The sequence below is a fragment of the Acidovorax radicis genome, assembly GCF_020510705.1.
Lineage (GTDB): Bacteria > Pseudomonadota > Gammaproteobacteria > Burkholderiales > Burkholderiaceae_C > Acidovorax > Acidovorax radicis_A.
On the sequence record NZ_CP075184.1, the window covers coordinates 2,450,262 to 2,467,604 of the forward strand.

The following is a 17,343-nucleotide window of genomic DNA, read 5'->3' on the forward strand; positions in this document are numbered from 1 at the left end:
GCCAGGATGGTGGGCCGGTGGCCCACCGGTCCATAATCGCCAGCAACCAAGCGCCTGTTTTCGATAGGCCCTTGGCCTAATGCACCACTTAACCACGAGGCACCCTGACCCCATGGAGTTGAACGCACTGCTGGCCCAACCTGTGGCGCTGCCCAGCTTTCCGCGCGCGGTGGCGTTGCTGATGAGTGAGCTGGCGCACGGCGAGCCCAGCCTGCGGCGTTTGAATCAGCTCTTTGGCACCGACCCCGCGCTGGCGGCCCGGTTGCTGGAACTGGCCAACTCTGCGGCCTTTCAACTGCCGCGCCAGATTTCGGGCATCCCGGAGGCGCTGGCGCTGCTGGGCATTGCGCAGTTGCGCGCTTTGGTCACCACGGCACCGTTGGGCACCACATCGCGGTCAGTGCCCGGCGTGAACATGCAACAGTTCTGGCGTTGCAGCCTGAACACGGCCAAGCTGGCCCGCTCGCTGGCGGGCATCGTTCACCAAAACCAGATTGCTGCCTACACGGCAGGCCTTTTGCACGCGGTGGGCGAGCTCGTCATCCACCTTGCAGACCCTGAGAAGGCGCAAGCGGTCAACACGCTGGTGGCGCCGTTTGATCTGCGCCGCGACCGGATCGAGCAACGCATCTTTGGCTACAGCTATGGCCATGTGACCGCCGGGTGCGCCCGCCGCTGGCAGTTGCCCGGGGTGGTGATCGACGCGCTGCAATACCAAAGCGCTCCGTTCGATGGCGATGCCTATGAGCCCCTGGCGGGGGTCATTCATCTGGCGGCGTGGCGCGCCCGCGCCCGTGAAGCCGAGCTCACGGACAAAGAGCTGGCCGTGTCTTTCCCTGGAGAGGTGGGCTTGACCCTGGGACTGGACATCGACATGGTGCTGCAGCAAGACCCCATTGATTGGACCGCCAAGCCCGAGGCGGCCGACTACATCGTGTAGTCGGAGGCAGGCAGTCCGCGCTTGGGGATGGGGCGGCGGGCGGCTCTGCCCCTCACGCTGGTCGATGGTCGCTGTTCACGCCGCGTTGCGTTGCGTTGCTTTGCTTTGCGACAATCGTGTGCATGAAAGCCCTGCGTATCCATGCCGGTCCCGGCGCCCTTCGTCACCTTCAAAAACATGGGCTGCAGCCCGCCCATGTGGGGGTGATCCCTGCCGCAGCGGGTGGGCCCAAGGGGCTGGTTCTGGGGCCGCTGGATCGGTTCATCTTTGGTGAGTGGCTGGCGCAATCGTGCCAGCCGGTGGATTTGGTGGGTGCATCCATTGGCGCGTGGCGCATGGCCACGGCGTGCCTGCAAGACGCCCAGGGAGCGTTTGAGCGCCTGGAGCACGACTACGTTCACCAGCACTATGAATTGCCCCCAGGCAAAAGGCGCCCCACGGCCACGCATGTGAGCGAGCGGTTCGGGCAGAACTTGCAGGCGTTTTACGCAGGCCGGGTGCATGAAGTGCTCAACCACCCGCGCTACCGCTTGCATATCGTGACGTCACGCGGCCGCGGACTGTTGCGCCGCGAGCATGGTGTGGCCACGCCACTGGGTTATCTGGCGGCTTTTTTGTCGAATGCCGTGCACCGCAAGGCCCTGGGCGCGTGGCTGGAGCGCGTGGTGTTTTCATCACCCGTTCCTGGGCACGATCCCATGGCGGCGGCGGCGGGTGGTGCGGGCAACGGCGCCGTGTCGCAGGTGTTGCCACGGCTTCCGTTTGGCATCGTCGACTACCCCACGCGCCAGGTGGGGCTCAGTGTGGAAAACTTTTTGCCGGCGCTGCAGGCCAGTTGCTCCATACCCTTTGTATTGCAGGCCGTGCACGACATCCCCGGTGCGCCGCGCGGCGCGTATTGGGACGGTGGCATCACGGACTACCACCTGCATCTGGCGTACGGGCAGCAGTTAGTGCCCGGGAATGCTTCTGATTTGATAGCTGCTAGCGCTTATCCATCAAGAGCTGGAGGCCAAAAAGACTTGAAAATTGGTGGCGCTGACAGCTTCAGCGCTGAGCGTGGCATCGTGTTGTATCCCCACTTTCAGCACCAGGTGGTCCCTGGCTGGCTCGACAAGGGGCTGGCGTGGCGCCACCATGCCACGCCCGCACTCGACCGTGTGGTGGTGCTCTCTCCCCACCCCGACTGGGTTCGTACCCTGCCTAACGCCAAGCTGCCAGACCGCAGGGATTTCACCCATTACGGCACCGACAGCGGCGCGCGCGCCAAGGCGTGGCTGGGCGCAATACGCGCCAGTCAGCAGCTGGCGGATGAATGGGCTCAATGGCTGGCACGCCCGGACATGGCGCAGGTCCTGGCGTTGTAGGCGCTGGGGATTGCAGCGCCGATGGCGCATCGCCGTTGCCGCGCGTGGTCAGGGCCAGGGCGGCTGCGCGAATCACACCAGGGCAGGGCGTAAGGGCGCGTTTTTCAGGGCTGCGTGGGGTGCTCCGCCCGGTGTCGGTTTGCCGGGTGGAAAGGCCGCGTGGCGGGTGGCGTAGTCCCGCGCCCATGCGCTTACGTCGTGCGCAGGCATGGGGCGTGCAATACCAAAGCCCTGGGCCCGTTCACAGCCCAGCATCAGCAGCTTGGCGCAGTGTTCGTCGGTTTCCACACCTTCGGCCACCACATGCCGCTGAAACGCCGCTGCCAGCGCCACGATGGCGCTGACCAGCGTGAGGTCGTCCTCGTCATCCAGAATGCCGCGCACAAAAGACTGGTCGATCTTGATGGTTTCGGCGGGCAGGCGCTTGAGGTAGGACAGCGACGAGTAGCCGGTGCCAAAGTCATCCAGCGCAAAACGCACCCCCAGGGCCTGGCAGCTTTGCATCATGCTGCGCATGTACTGCATGTCCTCCAGCGCGGCGGATTCGAGGATTTCCAGCTCCAGCCGCGAGGGGGACACTTCGGGGCAGGTGTGCAGAATGTCCTGGAGCCGCTGCACGAACTGGGGTTGATGGAAGTGCGGTGCGGCGATGTTCACGCTGACCTCCCACAACATGCCGGCATCGGTCCATTGCCTCATCTGTGTCAGCGCCGTTTGCAGCACCCATTCGCCGAGTTCGACCATCAGCTCGATGTCATCCACCATCGGCAGCACATGCTGTGGGCCCAGCAACCCCTGCTCGGGGTGCTGCCAGCGCAGCAGCGCTTCCATGCCCAGCACCTCGCCGGTGCGCAGGTTGACCTTGGGCTGGTAGTACAAGACCAGCTCTCCGCCGCGCAGTGCCTGGACCACGCGGGTCTGGCGCGAGTGCTGGGTCTGCACGGCATGGTCGTGTTGCACGTCAAACACGTGCAGCTGGTTGCGGCCAAAACTCTTGGCCTGGCACATGGCCTGGTCGGCATGCCGCAGCAGGGTGTCGGGGTTGGTATTGTCGAGGGGGAACAGGGCCACACCGATGCTGACGGTGGCATTCACCTTTCGGTCGGCAATGGCGTAGGGCGCGTTCAACTGCTGCCTGAGCACCGCGAGCCGGGCCTCGATGGCGGGCACATCGGGCTGTTCGCCCAGCAGCAGCACAAACTCATCGCCACCCATGCGTGCCACCGCGTCGCGCGGTGTGATGAACGACTCCAGGCGGCGAGCGACCTCCTTGAGCAGACGGTCACCAAACCGGGTGCCGTGCGTGTCGTTGATGGTTTGAAAGTGGTCCAGGTCGAGCATGCACACCGCCAGCAGCTGCTGCGTGTTGCGTGCCACAAAGGTGGCGTGTGTGAGGCGTTCGGCCAGAGCGGCGCGGTTGTAAAGGCCTGTCAGTGCGTCGTGTCGGGCGTGCCACGAGATCTGGTGGCGCAGGTTGCGGGTTTCGGTCACATCGCGGAAGACAAGCACACGGCCTACCACCAGGCCATTGCCCTCGCGAATCGGCGCCGCGGTGTATTCGATGGCATAGCGCTCGCCTGAGCGGTGGATCAGCACCTCTTGTGTGGGCTGGCTCAGCGCACCCGGCGGGTTGTCGCTGAGGGTGGTGGCCGTTGTGTCGGCGGGGCTACCGGGTTGCTGGTAGAGGCGAAACACCTCACCCAGCGGGCAACCGGTGGCTTGCTCGGGCGTGAAGCCCGTCATCAGCTGGGCAGCTTCGTTGAGGGTTTGAATGTGGTCGGCAAGGTCGGTGGTGATGACACCGTCGCCAATGCACGCAAGGGTGACTTCGGCGCGTTCCTTTTCGGCTTGCAGGGCCTCTTGGGCGCGCTTGCGCTCCGTCACATCGACCAGCGCACCGATCGTGCCCGCCAATGCCCCGCTGGTGGTGGTGAACGACGCTTCGTAATACGCCATGTCTCGGGGCGATTGGCGGGGGGGATGGATACGGATTTCGTTGCTGGGTGCCGCAGCCAACTGCGCCGAGCGTGCGGGTGCCAGTTCTGCAGGCCACGGGGTGGCTGCTTGGTGTGCGTGGGGGCGTGCGGGCTCGGCCGTCGCATGAAAAAGCTTCTTCCAGGCGCGGTTGGCATCCAGGTGTGCGCCGTCGGTGTTGCGCACAAAAACGGGCAAGGGCAGGGCGTCGATCAGTTGGCGCGTGAAATGCAGCTGCTCGCTTTGTTGGTGCTGGGTTTCGCGCAGTGAAAGCACGAGCGATTGGACTTTGCCCGCCATGTCGTTGAACGTGGCGGCGATGGCCCGCGATTCCAGCGTCCCGGCCACTTCCATGCGTGCGTCCAGGTGGCCGTGGCGAAAGGCATCCGTGGCGCGTGCCAGGCGGCGCAGCATGCGGGCGTTGGCGCGCAGCAGCAGCGTGAGCAGCAAAAAGACGGTGAATACGTTGAGCGCCGAGATGCGTGCCTGAACGAGTATGTTGTGCCAGACCCGATCCACCAACGGGGCGGTTTGCAGCGTCACGGTCAGGCGTGCGGCGGTGCCATCGGCCTGTATCTGGCCCGATTGCTGCACTGGAACAGGCATGTCGAGCACGCCGATAAACCATGGCGGCGCATGGGCAATGGCGGGGGCTGCGTGCGCTGTGATGGCGTCCCGTTCGCGTGGCTCCCACTGCAGCGTGTCTATGCCTGGCCCCAGGTGGCGGATGCCCTCGTTCAGCAGGCTCTGCATGGTTGCGCTGTCCGACGCCTGTACCCGTGCCAGGCGCGGCAGCAGATAGTCGCTGGCGCGCCGCAACTGTGCCACCGCGTGTTGATGGGCTTCTTCGGTTTCCGACCCCAGGAGATAGTGGTAGCGCACCCCCAGGACCATCACGACGATCAGCACAATGGGTATGTACAGCCGGGGGTAGGTGCCTCGCAGGAGCCACGTGCTGAGACTTTCGATACGCATCACGTTTGCCAATGGCCCTCTCTCCCCCAATAACCCCAGGGTAATGAATTGTTAATTAATTGTTGACCGGGGGGGGAGTCTAGCGTGTAGCGGACTGTTACATATGGGTAGCCCTGCGATGGACAACGCAATCCACCGAAATGTTGCTTGATGCGCACGTTGGGGGGGATCTGGACGCGAGTGGACGGGCCGATGCACATCCAGCGGTGTGTGAATGCCAGAGCCTTCGGCTGGGCCTTTGGCTCACTCACACCACCACGCAGCGCACCACCGCGTGACCCCGTGCGCGGGGATGGAGCGTAACAATAGCCCGGAGGCTCAGAGCGACTGGGCCAGCATGCTGCGGTATTCCTCTGGCGTGGCGATGCGCGGGTTGGTCTTGTGGCAGTGGTCGGCCAGGGCGCCCTTGATGATGTCGTCGAACATCGCTTCGGTCACGCCCATGGCGGCGAGGCCTGTGGGCAGTCCCAGTCGGGCATTCATGTCGCGGATGGCTTCGGGGATATCGCTCGCGCTTTGCAGGCCCATGGCATGGACCATGCGCTCCAGGCGCCTTTCCTTTTGCACCGATTCAGCCTGCGCATTGAAGCGGACCACGGCGGGCAGGAACATGGCGTTGAGCGTGCCGTGGTGCAGGCGGGGGTTCACGCCGCCCAGGCTGTGGCTGAGCGAATGCACGGCGCCCAGGCCCTTCTGGAACGCCATGGCCCCCTGCATGCTGGCGCTCATCATGTGCAGGCGAGCGTCGCGGTCGCTGCCGTTGCGCGTGGCCTGCTCGATGTTTGCCCAGCCGCGCGTGAGGCCATCGAGCGCAATGCCATCGGCCGGGGGGTTGAACGCAGCCGACATGAAGGTCTCCATGCAGTGCGCAATCGCATCCATGCCCGTGGCGGCGGTCAGCATGGGGGGCAGGCCCAGCGTGAGTTCGGGGTCGCAGATGGCGGCCTTGGGCACCAGGTTCCACGAGTGAAAGCCGAGCTTGCGATGATCATGAACGATGATGATGGCGCCGCGCGCCACCTCGCTGCCCGTGCCGCTGGTGGTGGGCACGGCGATCAGTGGCGCCGCGCGGTCGGTGATGCGGGGCGAGCCGCCTTCAATGGTGGCGTAGTGGGTGAGTGGCCCCTCGTGTGTGGCGGCAATGGCAATGCCCTTGGCGCAGTCGATGGCCGAGCCACCGCCCACGGCGATCAGGCCGTCGCAGCCCTGGGCCTTGTACATCTCCACGGCGGCGCGCACGGCGGCCTCGGTGGGGTTCGATGGCGTCTGGTCAAACACGGCGACGGTCATGCCGGGCAGGGCATCCAGCGCCTTTTGCAGCACGCCCGCAGCCTTCACACCGGGGTCCGTCACGATCAGCGGGCGCGTGATGCCTACGCGCTCGCATTCCTGCCGGAGCAGTTGGACGGCGCCGAATTCGAACTGGATCTGGGTGACGTAGTAAATGAGGGCCATGGTGAGTTCGGGAGTTACGTTTACGATTGCTGCAAACACTCTACAACCCGGAGACACCGATGACCACGAAGCAAACCCTCATCGCCGCCCTGCTGGCCAGTGCGTTCGTCGCATTTGCGACATCGGCGCAGGCGGAGTGCCTTACCGATGCGCAAGCTGCCGACATGGTCGCCCATTACCTGGCCAAAACCCCGGCAGCGAACCCCGAAAACCTGTCGGATGCGGATGGCGCCTGTACGCGTGCCAAGGTCAATGTGCTGCTGGCGCAGCGTCTGGGCAAGGTCATTGGCTACAAGGCGGGCCTCACCAACCCGGCGGTGCAAAAACGCTTCAACACCGACAAGCCGGTGTGGGGCAAGCTGTATGAAGGCATGGTGCTGCAAAGCGGGGCCACTGTGGACGCGGCGTTTGGTGCCCGCCCGCTGTACGAGGCCGATATGCTGGTGCGTGTGAGCAGTGCCGCCATCAACCACGCCAAAACGCCCATGGAGGTGCTGGAGTCGGTGGACCAGATCATTCCCTTTGTCGAATTGCCCGACCTGATGGTGCAGGCGCCGCCCAAGCTCAACGGCGCTGGCGTGACGGCCATCAACGTGGGTGCCCGGCTTGGTGTGGCGGCCGCCCCCATGGCGGTGCCGGCCTATCGCGCCGAACGTTATGCGCTACTGCAGGCACTGGCCGATATGAACGTGGCGCTGACCGATGGCAGTGGTGTGCGGCTGGGCGGCGGCAAGGGTAGCGACATCCTGGAGCACCCGCTCAATGCCGTGGTGTGGCTTGCGGGCGCTCTGGCGCAGGAAGGCCTTGCCATGCAGCCGGGCGACCTCATCAGCCTGGGCTCGTTTTCGCCGCTGCTGCCACCCAGGGCAGGCCTGTCGGTGACGGCCACCTACGACGGATTACCGGGGGCTACGCCCGTGCGCCTGATCTTTAAATAGGCCGTTTTTCTGCCCCCCCAACGCCCTGTGGGCGTTGGCTTGGGCCGCTGTGTTTTTCTGCTTCCGAGATTTTGACTGTTGACCGATCCGCACCTTCATCTTCACCACACCCGCTTGACCCCCCAGATGCGCAGCGTGCTGGAACGCATGGCCCGCGCAGGGCATGCCCCTTTGCATACCCGCACCCCCCAGGACGCCCGCGTCGCCTACCAGGCGGGTGCGGACGTGCTGGAAGTACCCAAGGCCACCCTTGCGCGCGTGGAGGATTTTCAGATCCCGGCCCGCGATGATCACGCGCTGCCCGCGCGGCTGTACGCACCGACCACGGACGCCGGGTTGCCGCTATTGCTGTACACGCATGGCGGGGGCTTCACCATCGGCAGCATTGCCACGCACGACATCCTGTGCCGCGAGCTGGCGCGCCTGTCGGGCTGCATGGTCGTGTCGCTGGACTACCGGCTGGCGCCGGAGCACCGCTTCCCCACGGCCAGCGACGATGCCTGGGATGCCTTGCAATGGCTTGCGGCCCATGCCAAGAGTCTGGGCGCAGACCCCGAGCGCTTGGCCGTGGGCGGCGACAGCGCGGGCGGTACGCTGGCTGCGGCCAACGCCATCCTCGCGCGCGATGCGGGCCTGCGGCTGGCACTGCAGCTGCTGATCTACCCCGGCTGCGCTGCGCACCAGGACACGCCGTCCCATGCCACTTTTGCGCGCGGCCTGGTGCTGGAGGAGCCCGCCATCAGCTGGTTTTTCGGCAACTACGTCAACACCCGTGAAGAGCGCGAAGACTGGCGTTTTGCCCCCTTGCTTGCCCCCGATGTGGAAGGCGTGGCACCCGCCTGGATCGGCCTGGCCGAATGCGACCCGCTGGTGGACGAAGGCATCGAATACGCTGACAAGCTACGCCTGGCTGGTGTGCCGGTGGACCTCGACATCTACCGGGGCGTGACCCACGAATTCATCAAGATGGGCCGCGCCATCCCTGAAGCGCGCAAGGCCCATGCCGACGCGGCCCGCGCGCTGCGTCTGGCTTTTCACCTGGAGTAAACGAACCCATGCAACGCAGTGATTTCCGTTGCTTCCACCGCCTGCGCGTGCGCTGGGCCGAGGTGGATATGCAAAAGATCGTGTTCAACGCGCACTACCTCATGTATATCGACACGGCCATGTCTGACTACTGGCGCGCGCTGGCGTTGCCGTATGAGGCCAGCATGCTGGCCCTGGGTGGCGAGATGTATGTGAAGAAGGCCACGGTCGAGTACCACGCCTCGGCGCGGCTGGACGACACGCTGGATGTGGGCCTGCGCTGCGCGCGGGTGGGCAACTCGTCCAGCCTGTTCGAGGCGGGTATCTTCAGCGGCGACCAGCTGCTGGTGTCGGGCGAGCTGGTGTATGTGTTTGCCGACCCCGCCACCCAAACCTCGCGCCCCGTGCCGCCTGCGCTGCGCGCCATCTTCGAGGGCTTTGAGGCAGGCACCGATATGGCGGAAGTGCGCACCGGCGACTGGAATGCCCTGGGCCGCGACGCGGGCCGCCTGCGTACCGCCGTATTCGTCCGCGAGCAGGGTATTGCGGCCGACATTGAAGCCGACGCGCTCGATGCTTCTGCACGCCATGCCGTGGTCTATAACCGCCTGGGCATGCCGGTAGCCACAGGCCGCCTGCTGCAAGAGAGCCGGGGCGTGGGCCGCATTGGCCGCATGGCCGTGGACCGCTCGGTGCGCGGCGCGCAATGGGGGCGGAAATTGCTGGATGCGTTGGTCGACGCCTCGCAGGCCCGGGGCGACCACGAGGTGCGTCTGCACGCCCAGCGCAATGCCGAGGGGTTTTATCGCCGGGCCGGGTTTGCGGTGGTGGGCGAGCCGTGGCAAGAAGCGGGGATCGCCCACATCGCCATGGCGCGGCCGTTGTGACTGATTTGCTATAAAAAAATGAGCTGCCAGCGATTATTCAATAAGCGCTAGAGGCCATTTTCAGGCTCTTCTAGCGAATAGTAGTGATGGAACTCGCCGCACGTCTGAAGACGGCGATTTCAACGTACGACATTTATCGAGTGCATCACTAGCATTCGCTAGAAGAGCCCATTTTCATTCAAATATCTTCGAGCAGGGCGTAGGGCAGGGGCAACAGGGACAGCGTCACGCCGTCTGCCGCACCCACCTGCAAGCTGTGCTCTTGTGCCGCTGCAATCTGCAACGAGACGATGGCATCAACGCCGCCGCCGGGGGCGCAAGCCACCTGCACCACGGTGCCGCAGGGTTGCTCCAGGTCCGTGGTGCGGAACACCTCCGCACCTACCACCACGTCAGCCGCCGCATGGGCCACATAGGCGCGTCGCTTGAGCGTGCCCCGAAACTGGCTGCGCGCCACCACCTCTTGCCCCGGGTAGCAGCCCTTCTTGAAGTTCACCCCGCCAACCGATTCGTAATTGAGCATTTGCGGCACAAAGGCCTCCACCACCGGGGCACTCAGCGTGGCCACGCCGCTGCGTACTTCGCCCCATAGCCACAGAGCCGTATCAAGCGCAGGCCCCTCGGGCGCCGGCGTGGCCGCTGGCGCGACCCACAGCATGCGCGGCTGGCCATCGGCCGGGTACAGGTGGACCATGGTGGCAGTGTCCACATCGGTTTTTGCCCATGCCGGTTGCGCGCCGCCAGCGATGGCCGCCACAGTGTCGCCCGCCACGCCGTACAGCGCAAAGTCGGCCGTGGCATCGGTCAGCCGGGCCTTGGCGCGCATCACAAACATGGACAGGCGCTTGAGCGTGGGCGCAAGCAGGTCGAGGCTGCACACCAGCAGGATCTCGGTCGCGCTGCGCTTGAAACCAATGAAGCTGGCCTGCATGCGCCCCTTGGCCGACAAGAAGGCTGCCAAACGTGCCTGGTCCATGCCCAGCAAGGCGAAGTCCTGGGTCAGCTGGCCGTGTAGAAACTTGGCAGCGTCTTCGCCTTCCACGCGAATCACGCCAAGGTGGGAGAGGGGGGTGATGCCATTCAATGAATAAGTCATCGCTGAATTATGATGCCCGCTCCCTTACATACAGGCAGCAGGGTTGTGCGACGTTTACTGGCTTTGATCGTGGTGGTTTTGATGGCACTGGGCGGCGCGGCTTACTGGTGGCTGCACCAGCCAATGCCCATGGCGGGCGCAGGCACGCAGGCGCTTGAACTCGCCATCGAGCCCGGCACGACGCCCCGCGGCGTGGCCCGGGACGTGGTCGCGGCTGGAGTGCAGACCGATGCGCGGCTTCTCTACGCGTGGTTTCGGGTGTCGGGGCAAGACCGGGACATCAAGGCAGGTAACTATGAAATCCCGCCGGGCACCACACCTCTTGGTTTGTTGCGCAAGCTGGTGCGGGGCGAAGAGGCCTTGCGTGCCTTGACCCTCGTCGAGGGCTGGAACTGGCGCCAGGTGCGCCGTGCGCTGGCCAAAGAGGAGCAACTCAAACCCGACTCCGCCCCACTCACCGATGAAGCCCTGATGGCACTGCTGGGTCGCCCCGGCGTGGCACCCGAGGGCCGGTTTTTCCCCGACACCTACACCTTTGCCAAGGGCTCCAGCGACGTGGCCCTGCTGCGCCGGGCCCTGCATGCCATGGACCGCCGACTGGAGGCCGCCTGGGCACAGCGGGCGGCGGATACCCCTCTCAAATCTGCGGATGAGGCGCTGACCCTGGCGAGCATCGTCGAAAAAGAAACGGGCCGCGCCAGCGACCGCGGCCAGATTGCAGGCGTGTTTGCCAATCGCCTGCGTTCTGGCATGTTGCTGCAAACAGATCCCACCGTGATCTACGGGCTGGGCGAAAAATTCGACGGCAATTTGCGCCGGCGCGACCTGCAAACCGATACGCCCTGGAACACCTACACGCGCGCCGGCCTGCCGCCCACGCCGATAGCCATGCCCGGCAAGGCCTCTCTACTGGCGGCCGTTCGGCCCGAGCCCACGCGTGCGCTGTACTTCGTGGCCAAGGGCGATGGGACCAGCCATTTCAGCCCGTCGCTGGAGGAGCACAACCGTGCCGTCAACCGCTATCAGCGGGGGCAATAGGCGGCCGCACCTACACGCCTGCTTGCCTGCAAGCAGGCACGGATTCAACCAAGGTTCCCATGTCACATCCCGGTCTTTTCATCACGTTTGAAGGTATTGATGGCGCGGGCAAGTCCTCGCACATTGAAGGCCTTGCTGCCGCCTTTCGCACCCAGGGCCGCGCCGTGACCGTGAGCCGTGAGCCGGGCGGTACACCGCTGGCTGAGAAGCTGCGCGACATGGTGCTGAGTGACCCCATGGATGCTCTCACCGAGGCGCTCCTGATCTTTGCCGCGCGCCGCGATCATTTGTGCAATGTCATCGAGCCCGCTCTGGCGCGCGGGGAGGTGGTGCTGTGCGATCGATTCACCGACGCAACGTTTGCGTACCAGGGTGCCGGGCGGGGGTTTGACCTGGGCGTGCTATCAACATTGGAGCGCATGGTGCAGACAGGCACTGCGCCAAAGGCCGATTTGATGCGAGAGCCTGACCTGACGGTCTGGTTTGACGTGGCGCCTGAAGTGGCTGCGGCGCGGTTGGCCGGGGCGCGCATCCCGGATCGTTTCGAGGCCCAGCCCATCGAATTTTTCCGCCGGGTTGCGCAAGGTTATGCCGACCGGGCGGCAGCGGCCCCGCAGCGGTTTGCGCGGCTGGATGCCGCACAGGATCGCCACCGGGTGTGGCAGCAGCTCACCAGCGTGTTTGTGCGCAAGGGCTGGCTGGCCATCATGGTGGCTGCTCAGAAGGGGCCGCAATGAGTGGGGTCTCCGCCGCAGAGCCAGCGATGGCCCTTGCCCCCTGGATTGCTACCCAGCGCACCCGTTTGCTGGCGCAGCGCGGCCATGCCTGGCTGTTGCAGGGGCCTTCGGGGCTGGGGCAATATGCCTTGGGCATGGAGCTGGTGCGCGCCTGGCTGTGCGATGCCCCCACGGCCCAGGGTGCTTGTGGCCAGTGCGGCAGCTGTCACGCCATCGACGTGCGCACCCATGCCGACCTGTGCGTGCTGATGCCCGAGGTGCAGATGATGGCGCTGGGCTGGCCGTTGTCCGAAAAAGCCCAGGCCGATATCGACGACAAAAAGCGCAAGCCCAGCCGCGAGATCCGCGTGGAGGCCATGCGCGATGCGGTCGAGTTTGCCCAGCGCACCTCGGCCCGTGGGCGCGGCAAGGCGGTGCTGCTGTACCCGGCCGAGCAGATGAACCACGTCACGGCCAATGCGCTTCTCAAGACACTGGAAGAGCCGCCGGGGGATGTGCGCTTCGTGCTGGCCAGCGAGGCGGCGCACCAGCTGCTGCCTACCATCCGCAGCCGCTGTTTGGGCCACACGATGGTATGGCCCGCGGATGTGGATATGCAGGCGTGGTTGCAGGCCCAAGGCATTGCACCCGATGCCGCGGCCTCTTTTTTACGTGCCTCTGGCGGTCGGCCAGAAGACGCACTGGCGCTGGCTCAATCGGGCCGCAGCCCTCAATCCTGGTCGGCCCTGCCACAGGCCGTGGCTCGCGGCGACGTGAGCGCATTGGGTGACTGGGCGCCCGCCCAGGTGATCGATGCCTTGCAAAAGCTCTGCCATGACCTTCTGGCCGTAAGCGTGGGCGCGGCACCCCGTTATTTTGCGCTGGCCGATTTACCCAAGGCCCCCCCGCTGGGGGCCTTGACCCGTTGGTCCAAAGCCTTGTCCAAGGCCGCTCGCACGGCAGACCATCCCTTCAACGGCGGCCTCATGCTGGAGGCGCTTGTCGCCCAGGCGAGAAACACCCTACACTTCAAGCACTAAGACGCAAACACCTTTCATGAGCAGTCCATCCACAGCGCCCCGTCCCAGTGTCATGCAGCTGGCCATCAAGGAGAAAGGCGCCCTTTACGCCGCCTACATTCCCTTTTTTGCCGAAGGGGGCATTTTTGTGCCCACCCAGCGTGACTACAAGCTGGGCGATGATGTCTATGTGTTGCTTACGCTGCCCGATGACACGCAGCGTTATCCCGTGGCGGGTCGCGTGGCATGGGTGACCCCGGCACGTGCCGCAGGCAACCGCACGCAAGGGGTTGGTATCCAGTTCCCCAAGGACGAGAAGTCGCGCCAGCTCAAGGCCAAAATTGAGGAGCTGCTGGGCACCGCGCTGGGCTCGGATCGCCCGACGCAGACCATTTGAGTACACGCCCACCTCCTGTCTGTGCCGACCTGCGCTCGCTGGTCGGCTTTTTTATTTTGAAACCGCATGTTCACTGATTCGCACTGCCATCTCAACTTTCCAGAATTGCTCAACCAGTTGCCAGCGATCCGTCAGGCGATGGCCGACGCACAGGTCACGCGGGCGTTGTGTATCTGTACCACCCTCGAAGAGTTCGACGGTGTTCACGCGCTGGCAACCACATACGACAACTTCTGGAGCACGGTCGGAGTGCATCCCGACAACGAAGGTGTGAGCGAGCCCTCGGTGCAGGATTTGCTCGATCGCGCCGCCTTGCCCCGTGTGGTGGCCATCGGCGAAACAGGCCTGGATTACTACGGCATGGAAGACCGCAAGGGTGGCCGCAGCATTGCCGACCTGGAGTGGCAACGTGACCGGTTTCGCCATCACATACGGGCGGCCCGCGCGTGTGGCAAACCCCTTGTCATTCATACCCGCAGTGCTTCGGACGACACTTTGGCCATCCTACGAGAGGAAGGGGAAGAGGGCCCCGGCAACCTGGCTGGGGGCGTGTTTCACTGCTTCACCGAGTCGATGCAGGTGGCGCGTGCGGCACTAGACCTGGGCTACTACATTTCTTTCTCGGGCATCGTCACATTCAAAAGTGCGCAAGACTTGCGTGATGTGGTGGCTTTTGTTCCGCTGGATCGCATGCTGATCGAAACCGACAGCCCTTACCTTGCACCAGTGCCCTATCGGGGCAAAACGAACAACCCGTCCTACGTTCCTTTGGTGGCGCAACAAGTCGCACAAATCAAAGAGGTGGCGCTGCAAGCGGTGGCCGAAGCCACCAGCCACAATTTCGACACTTTGTTCAAAGGCGTGACGGCACCATGAATTTGCAACGACGTTCTGCTTTGGCTGCGGTGATGTTGGGCTTGGCCGTGCCTTCTGCATGGGCCGGTGCTTACGACGATTTTTTCGTCGCTATCGTGCGAGACGATGGAGATGCCATCACGGCACTGCTTCGCCGGGGATTTGATCCCAACACGCGGGATGAAAAAAAGCAGGTGGGTCTTGTCCTTGCATTGCAAAACGAACGCTATAAGGCTTTCGCTGCTTTGCTCGCGTCGCGCAGAACGAATGTCAATGCGCGCAACGCACAGGATGAAAGTCCCCTCATGATGGCCGCGCTAAAGGGCCAGGTCGACGTTGTGAAGGCCTTGATGGCACGCGACGCCGACGTCAACAAGACAGGGTGGACGCCTTTGCACTATGCGGCATCCGCGAGCTCGGCACAACACGTGGCCATAGCCCGCATGCTGCTGGAGAACTACGCATACATCGACGCAGCCTCTCCGAATGGCACTACGCCTTTGATGATGGCAGCGCGCTATGGCTCTGAAGAGGCGGTTCAGCTTTTGTTGGACGAGGGGGCAGACCCCACGCTCAAGAACCAGCTGGGGCTTTCGGCATCAGATTTTGCGTCGCAGACGAACCGTGTAGGGGTTGTCGAAAAGATCGCTGCCGCCGTGCGAAAACGCCAGCCCAACCACGGCAAGTGGTAGCCATCGGGAGCGAAGCCAGCCGGACACGACTTTGAATGCCTGAGAGGCTGTCTAAAGTTTGGGCTGCGCTGGGGGCTAGGGACTAGGGACTAGGGACTGTCGCACGCACAGAGGCGCATGCACCTCGTTCCCCTCAATGCTGTGCCATGGTATTGCCAGAAGCCGGCCGCGTTTGCAAACGCGCATACAGGCCGCCGTAGGCCATCAGTTCGCTGTGTGTGCCTTGCTCGGCAATGCGCCCGCGTTCCATCACAACAACCCGATCCGCGTGTTCGATGGTGGAAAGCCGGTGCGCTATGACCAGGGTCGTGCGCCCCTGCATGAGGCGCTGCAAGGCCTCTTGCACCAACCGTTCCGATTCTGTGTCGAGTGCTGAAGTAGCCTCGTCCAGAATCAAAATGGGTGCGTCTTTGTAGAGCGCGCGGGCAATGGCCAAACGCTGGCGTTGCCCGCCCGACAATTGCGTGGCGTTGTGTCCCACCACCGTGTGGATCCCGAGCGGGAGCGCTGCAACGTGCTCTGCGAGGTTGGCGGCGGCAAGGCAATCATGTACGCGTTTTTCGTCGATCACATGGCCCAGCGCCACATTGGTGGCAATGCTGTCGTTGAACATCACCACGTCCTGGCTCACCATGGCAAATTGTGAGCGCAGGGAGCCCAATTCCCATTCGGGCAAAGCGTGCCCATCGATCAGGATCGTCCCTGATTCAGGTATCACAAACCTTGGCAATAGATTGACCAGCGTGGTTTTGCCTGCGCCAGAAGGCCCCACCAACGCAACAATTTCGCCGGGTGCCACCTGCAGGCTCACTCGATCAAGTGCAGGCGCGTGGTCCGGGCCGAACGACACAATCACGTTGTCGAGGGAGAGAGATCCCCGCACGCGGTCGGTACGGTATTGCCCGCCAGATTCGGCCCCAGAGTCGCCCAGCAGCCCGAGTCCACGCTCCAGAGCCGCTACGCCCCGCGTCACCGGGCTGGCTACATCGGCCAGTCGCCGGATGGGCGCTATCAACATGAGCATGGCGGTGATGAACGAAACGAAACCCCCAACGGTGACGTCCTTGGCCGTGACTGCACCCCGGCTTTGCCACAGGGCAATGCAGATCACCACCGAGAGCGCTGCTGCGGCAAGCAACTGGGTCAGTGGCGTCATGGCTGCCGAGGCTATGGTGGATTTAATGGCCAACCCCCGCAGTCTGGTGCTCAGTGCTGCAAACCGGCGCGCCTGACCCGCTTGTGCGCCATGCAGGCGCACCATGCGGTGCGCGAGCACGTTTTCTTCCACGACATAGGCCAGTTCATCGGTGGCCTGCTGGCTGCGTTTGGTGAGTTGGTATAGGCGGCGTGACAGTGTCTTCATGATCCATGCTACCCCCGGCACCACCACTGCCACGATCAAGGTGAGTTGCCAGTTCAGGTACAGGAGATACACGAGCAGCGCGACCAACGTGAACCCATCGCGCGAAAGCCCCAGCAGCGCCTGGACCAGCAGCGTGGCGCCTGTTTGCACCTCATACACCACGGTGTTGGAAAGTGCGCTGGCCGACTGGCGCGAAAAAAGTCCCATCTCTGCCGCCAGCACGCGATCAAACAGGGCCTGACGCAGCACCAACATACCCTCGTTGGCGATCCGTGCAAGCGCGTATTGGCCGATAAATTGCGACACACCCCGTACAAAAAAGACGCCCAGAATGGCCAGCGGAACCATCCATAGCTGCAAGGTGCCTTGGGTAAAACCTTTATCCAAAAGGGGTTGCAACAAGGCGGGAATCAGCGGCTCCGTCACTGCACCTACCAGGGTCGCTGCAATGGCAACACCCCACGCCAAACCCTGGTTGCCAAAATAAACAGAGAGCCGCCTGAGGCGCGCAATCAAGCCGGGGGGGGTGACGGGAGGAGGGGCGGTTTTGGGCGAGGCGTCTATGTCTTTGGCTTGCATGTGGCCCGGATTCTACGGTTGCAGGG

General features: G+C 64.0%; 15 protein-coding genes. 11 read left to right on the forward strand and 4 right to left on the reverse strand.

Annotated features, from left to right (window positions below; all coding sequences use genetic code 11):
* Positions 1-112: 112 nt before the first annotated feature.
* Positions 113-940 (forward strand): HDOD domain-containing protein, encoded by an 828-nt coding sequence (locus tag KI609_RS11255; protein ID WP_226450039.1) that lies wholly within the window; start codon positions 113-115, stop codon positions 938-940.
* A gap of 122 nt (positions 941-1,062) precedes the next feature.
* Positions 1,063-2,307, forward strand: coding sequence for a phospholipase (locus KI609_RS11260; RefSeq protein ID WP_226450041.1), 1,245 nt, complete (start codon positions 1,063-1,065; stop codon positions 2,305-2,307).
* A gap of 72 nt (positions 2,308-2,379) precedes the next feature.
* Here the strand turns inward: KI609_RS11260 and KI609_RS11265 are convergent, their stop codons facing one another.
* A complete protein-coding gene (locus KI609_RS11265) occupies positions 2,380-5,256 on the reverse strand; it encodes an EAL domain-containing protein (protein WP_226450043.1) in 2,877 nt (958 codons plus the stop codon).
* Between the two features lie 318 nt (positions 5,257-5,574).
* On the reverse strand, positions 5,575-6,711 hold the full coding sequence (locus tag KI609_RS11270) for an iron-containing alcohol dehydrogenase (RefSeq protein WP_226450045.1): 1,137 nt from the start codon (positions 6,709-6,711) through the stop codon (positions 5,575-5,577).
* 59 nt (positions 6,712-6,770) lie between these two features.
* Here KI609_RS11270 and KI609_RS11275 point away from each other — a divergent pair, with 59 nt between their 5' ends.
* The 3 genes from KI609_RS11275 to KI609_RS11285 all read left to right on the forward strand — a co-directional run bounded on the left by KI609_RS11275 (position 6,771) and on the right by KI609_RS11285 (position 9,562).
* Complete coding sequence (locus KI609_RS11275; protein ID WP_226450047.1) at positions 6,771-7,649, forward strand: 2-keto-4-pentenoate hydratase; 879 nt, start codon at positions 6,771-6,773, stop codon at positions 7,647-7,649.
* A 126-nt stretch (positions 7,650-7,775) separates the two neighbouring features.
* Positions 7,776-8,696 carry an alpha/beta hydrolase gene (locus tag KI609_RS11280; protein WP_226450345.1) on the forward strand — a complete coding sequence of 307 codons (921 nt, stop codon included), beginning with the start codon at positions 7,776-7,778 and terminating at the stop codon, positions 8,694-8,696.
* Between the two features lie 8 nt (positions 8,697-8,704).
* The gene (locus KI609_RS11285; protein ID WP_226450049.1) at positions 8,705-9,562 is read left to right on the forward strand and encodes a YbgC/FadM family acyl-CoA thioesterase; all 858 of its coding nucleotides are present in this window, start codon (positions 8,705-8,707) and stop codon (positions 9,560-9,562) included.
* A gap of 178 nt (positions 9,563-9,740) precedes the next feature.
* Here the strand turns inward: KI609_RS11285 and KI609_RS11290 are convergent, their stop codons facing one another.
* The gene (locus KI609_RS11290) at positions 9,741-10,658 is read right to left on the reverse strand and encodes a YgfZ/GcvT domain-containing protein (RefSeq protein WP_226450051.1); all 918 of its coding nucleotides are present in this window, start codon (positions 10,656-10,658) and stop codon (positions 9,741-9,743) included.
* 81 nt (positions 10,659-10,739) lie between these two features.
* On the opposite strand from KI609_RS11290, the gene mltG reads away from it, so the two are divergent.
* The 6 genes from mltG (at position 10,740) to KI609_RS11320 (ending at position 15,375) form a co-directional block, all read left to right on the forward strand.
* Positions 10,740-11,696 carry an endolytic transglycosylase MltG gene (gene mltG / locus KI609_RS11295; protein WP_413463426.1) on the forward strand — a complete coding sequence of 319 codons (957 nt, stop codon included), beginning with the start codon at positions 10,740-10,742 and terminating at the stop codon, positions 11,694-11,696.
* A gap of 59 nt (positions 11,697-11,755) precedes the next feature.
* Positions 11,756-12,433: a dTMP kinase gene (gene tmk / locus KI609_RS11300; RefSeq protein WP_226450056.1), complete on the forward strand. Its 678-nt coding sequence runs from the start codon at positions 11,756-11,758 to the stop codon at positions 12,431-12,433.
* A gap of 26 nt (positions 12,434-12,459) precedes the next feature.
* Positions 12,460-13,452 (forward strand): DNA polymerase III subunit delta', encoded by a 993-nt coding sequence (locus tag KI609_RS11305; RefSeq protein ID WP_226450059.1) that lies wholly within the window; start codon positions 12,460-12,462, stop codon positions 13,450-13,452.
* Positions 13,453-13,468: 16 nt separating this feature from the next.
* Positions 13,469-13,828 carry a PilZ domain-containing protein gene (locus KI609_RS11310; protein ID WP_063460474.1) on the forward strand — a complete coding sequence of 120 codons (360 nt, stop codon included), beginning with the start codon at positions 13,469-13,471 and terminating at the stop codon, positions 13,826-13,828.
* A gap of 66 nt (positions 13,829-13,894) precedes the next feature.
* Positions 13,895-14,704: a TatD family hydrolase gene (locus tag KI609_RS11315; protein ID WP_226450061.1), complete on the forward strand. Its 810-nt coding sequence runs from the start codon at positions 13,895-13,897 to the stop codon at positions 14,702-14,704.
* Positions 14,701-15,375 (forward strand): ankyrin repeat domain-containing protein, encoded by a 675-nt coding sequence (locus KI609_RS11320; protein ID WP_226450063.1) that lies wholly within the window; start codon positions 14,701-14,703, stop codon positions 15,373-15,375. Before KI609_RS11315 ends, KI609_RS11320 begins: the two co-directional genes overlap by 4 nt.
* A gap of 133 nt (positions 15,376-15,508) precedes the next feature.
* Here KI609_RS11320 and msbA read toward each other — a convergent pair whose 3' ends face one another.
* Positions 15,509-17,317, reverse strand: a complete 1,809-nt coding sequence (gene msbA, locus KI609_RS11325) for a lipid A export permease/ATP-binding protein MsbA (RefSeq protein WP_226450065.1) — start codon at positions 17,315-17,317, stop codon at positions 15,509-15,511.
* Positions 17,318-17,343 lie beyond the last annotated feature (26 nt).

Bases quoted from the DNA above. Each gene is read 5' to 3' on its own strand.
- KI609_RS11255 (WP_226450039.1), top strand. From the start codon at position 113: ATGGAGTTGAACGCACTGCTGGCCCAACCTGTGGCGCTGCCCAGCTTT.
- KI609_RS11260 (WP_226450041.1), top strand. From the start codon at position 1,063: ATGAAAGCCCTGCGTATCCATGCCGGTCCCGGCGCCCTTCGTCACCTT.
- KI609_RS11265 (WP_226450043.1), bottom strand. From the start codon at position 5,256: ATGCGTATCGAAAGTCTCAGCACGTGGCTCCTGCGAGGCACCTACCCC.
- KI609_RS11270 (WP_226450045.1), bottom strand. From the start codon at position 6,711: ATGGCCCTCATTTACTACGTCACCCAGATCCAGTTCGAATTCGGCGCC.
- KI609_RS11275 (WP_226450047.1), top strand. From the start codon at position 6,771: ATGACCACGAAGCAAACCCTCATCGCCGCCCTGCTGGCCAGTGCGTTC.
- KI609_RS11280 (WP_226450345.1), top strand. From the start codon at position 7,776: ATGCGCAGCGTGCTGGAACGCATGGCCCGCGCAGGGCATGCCCCTTTG.
- KI609_RS11285 (WP_226450049.1), top strand. From the start codon at position 8,705: ATGCAACGCAGTGATTTCCGTTGCTTCCACCGCCTGCGCGTGCGCTGG.
- KI609_RS11290 (WP_226450051.1), bottom strand. From the start codon at position 10,658: ATGACTTATTCATTGAATGGCATCACCCCCCTCTCCCACCTTGGCGTG.
- mltG (WP_413463426.1), top strand. From the start codon at position 10,740: ATGGCACTGGGCGGCGCGGCTTACTGGTGGCTGCACCAGCCAATGCCC.
- tmk (WP_226450056.1), top strand. From the start codon at position 11,756: ATGTCACATCCCGGTCTTTTCATCACGTTTGAAGGTATTGATGGCGCG.
- KI609_RS11305 (WP_226450059.1), top strand. From the start codon at position 12,460: ATGGCCCTTGCCCCCTGGATTGCTACCCAGCGCACCCGTTTGCTGGCG.
- KI609_RS11310 (WP_063460474.1), top strand. From the start codon at position 13,469: ATGAGCAGTCCATCCACAGCGCCCCGTCCCAGTGTCATGCAGCTGGCC.
- KI609_RS11315 (WP_226450061.1), top strand. From the start codon at position 13,895: ATGTTCACTGATTCGCACTGCCATCTCAACTTTCCAGAATTGCTCAAC.
- KI609_RS11320 (WP_226450063.1), top strand. From the start codon at position 14,701: ATGAATTTGCAACGACGTTCTGCTTTGGCTGCGGTGATGTTGGGCTTG.
- msbA (WP_226450065.1), bottom strand. From the start codon at position 17,317: ATGCAAGCCAAAGACATAGACGCCTCGCCCAAAACCGCCCCTCCTCCC.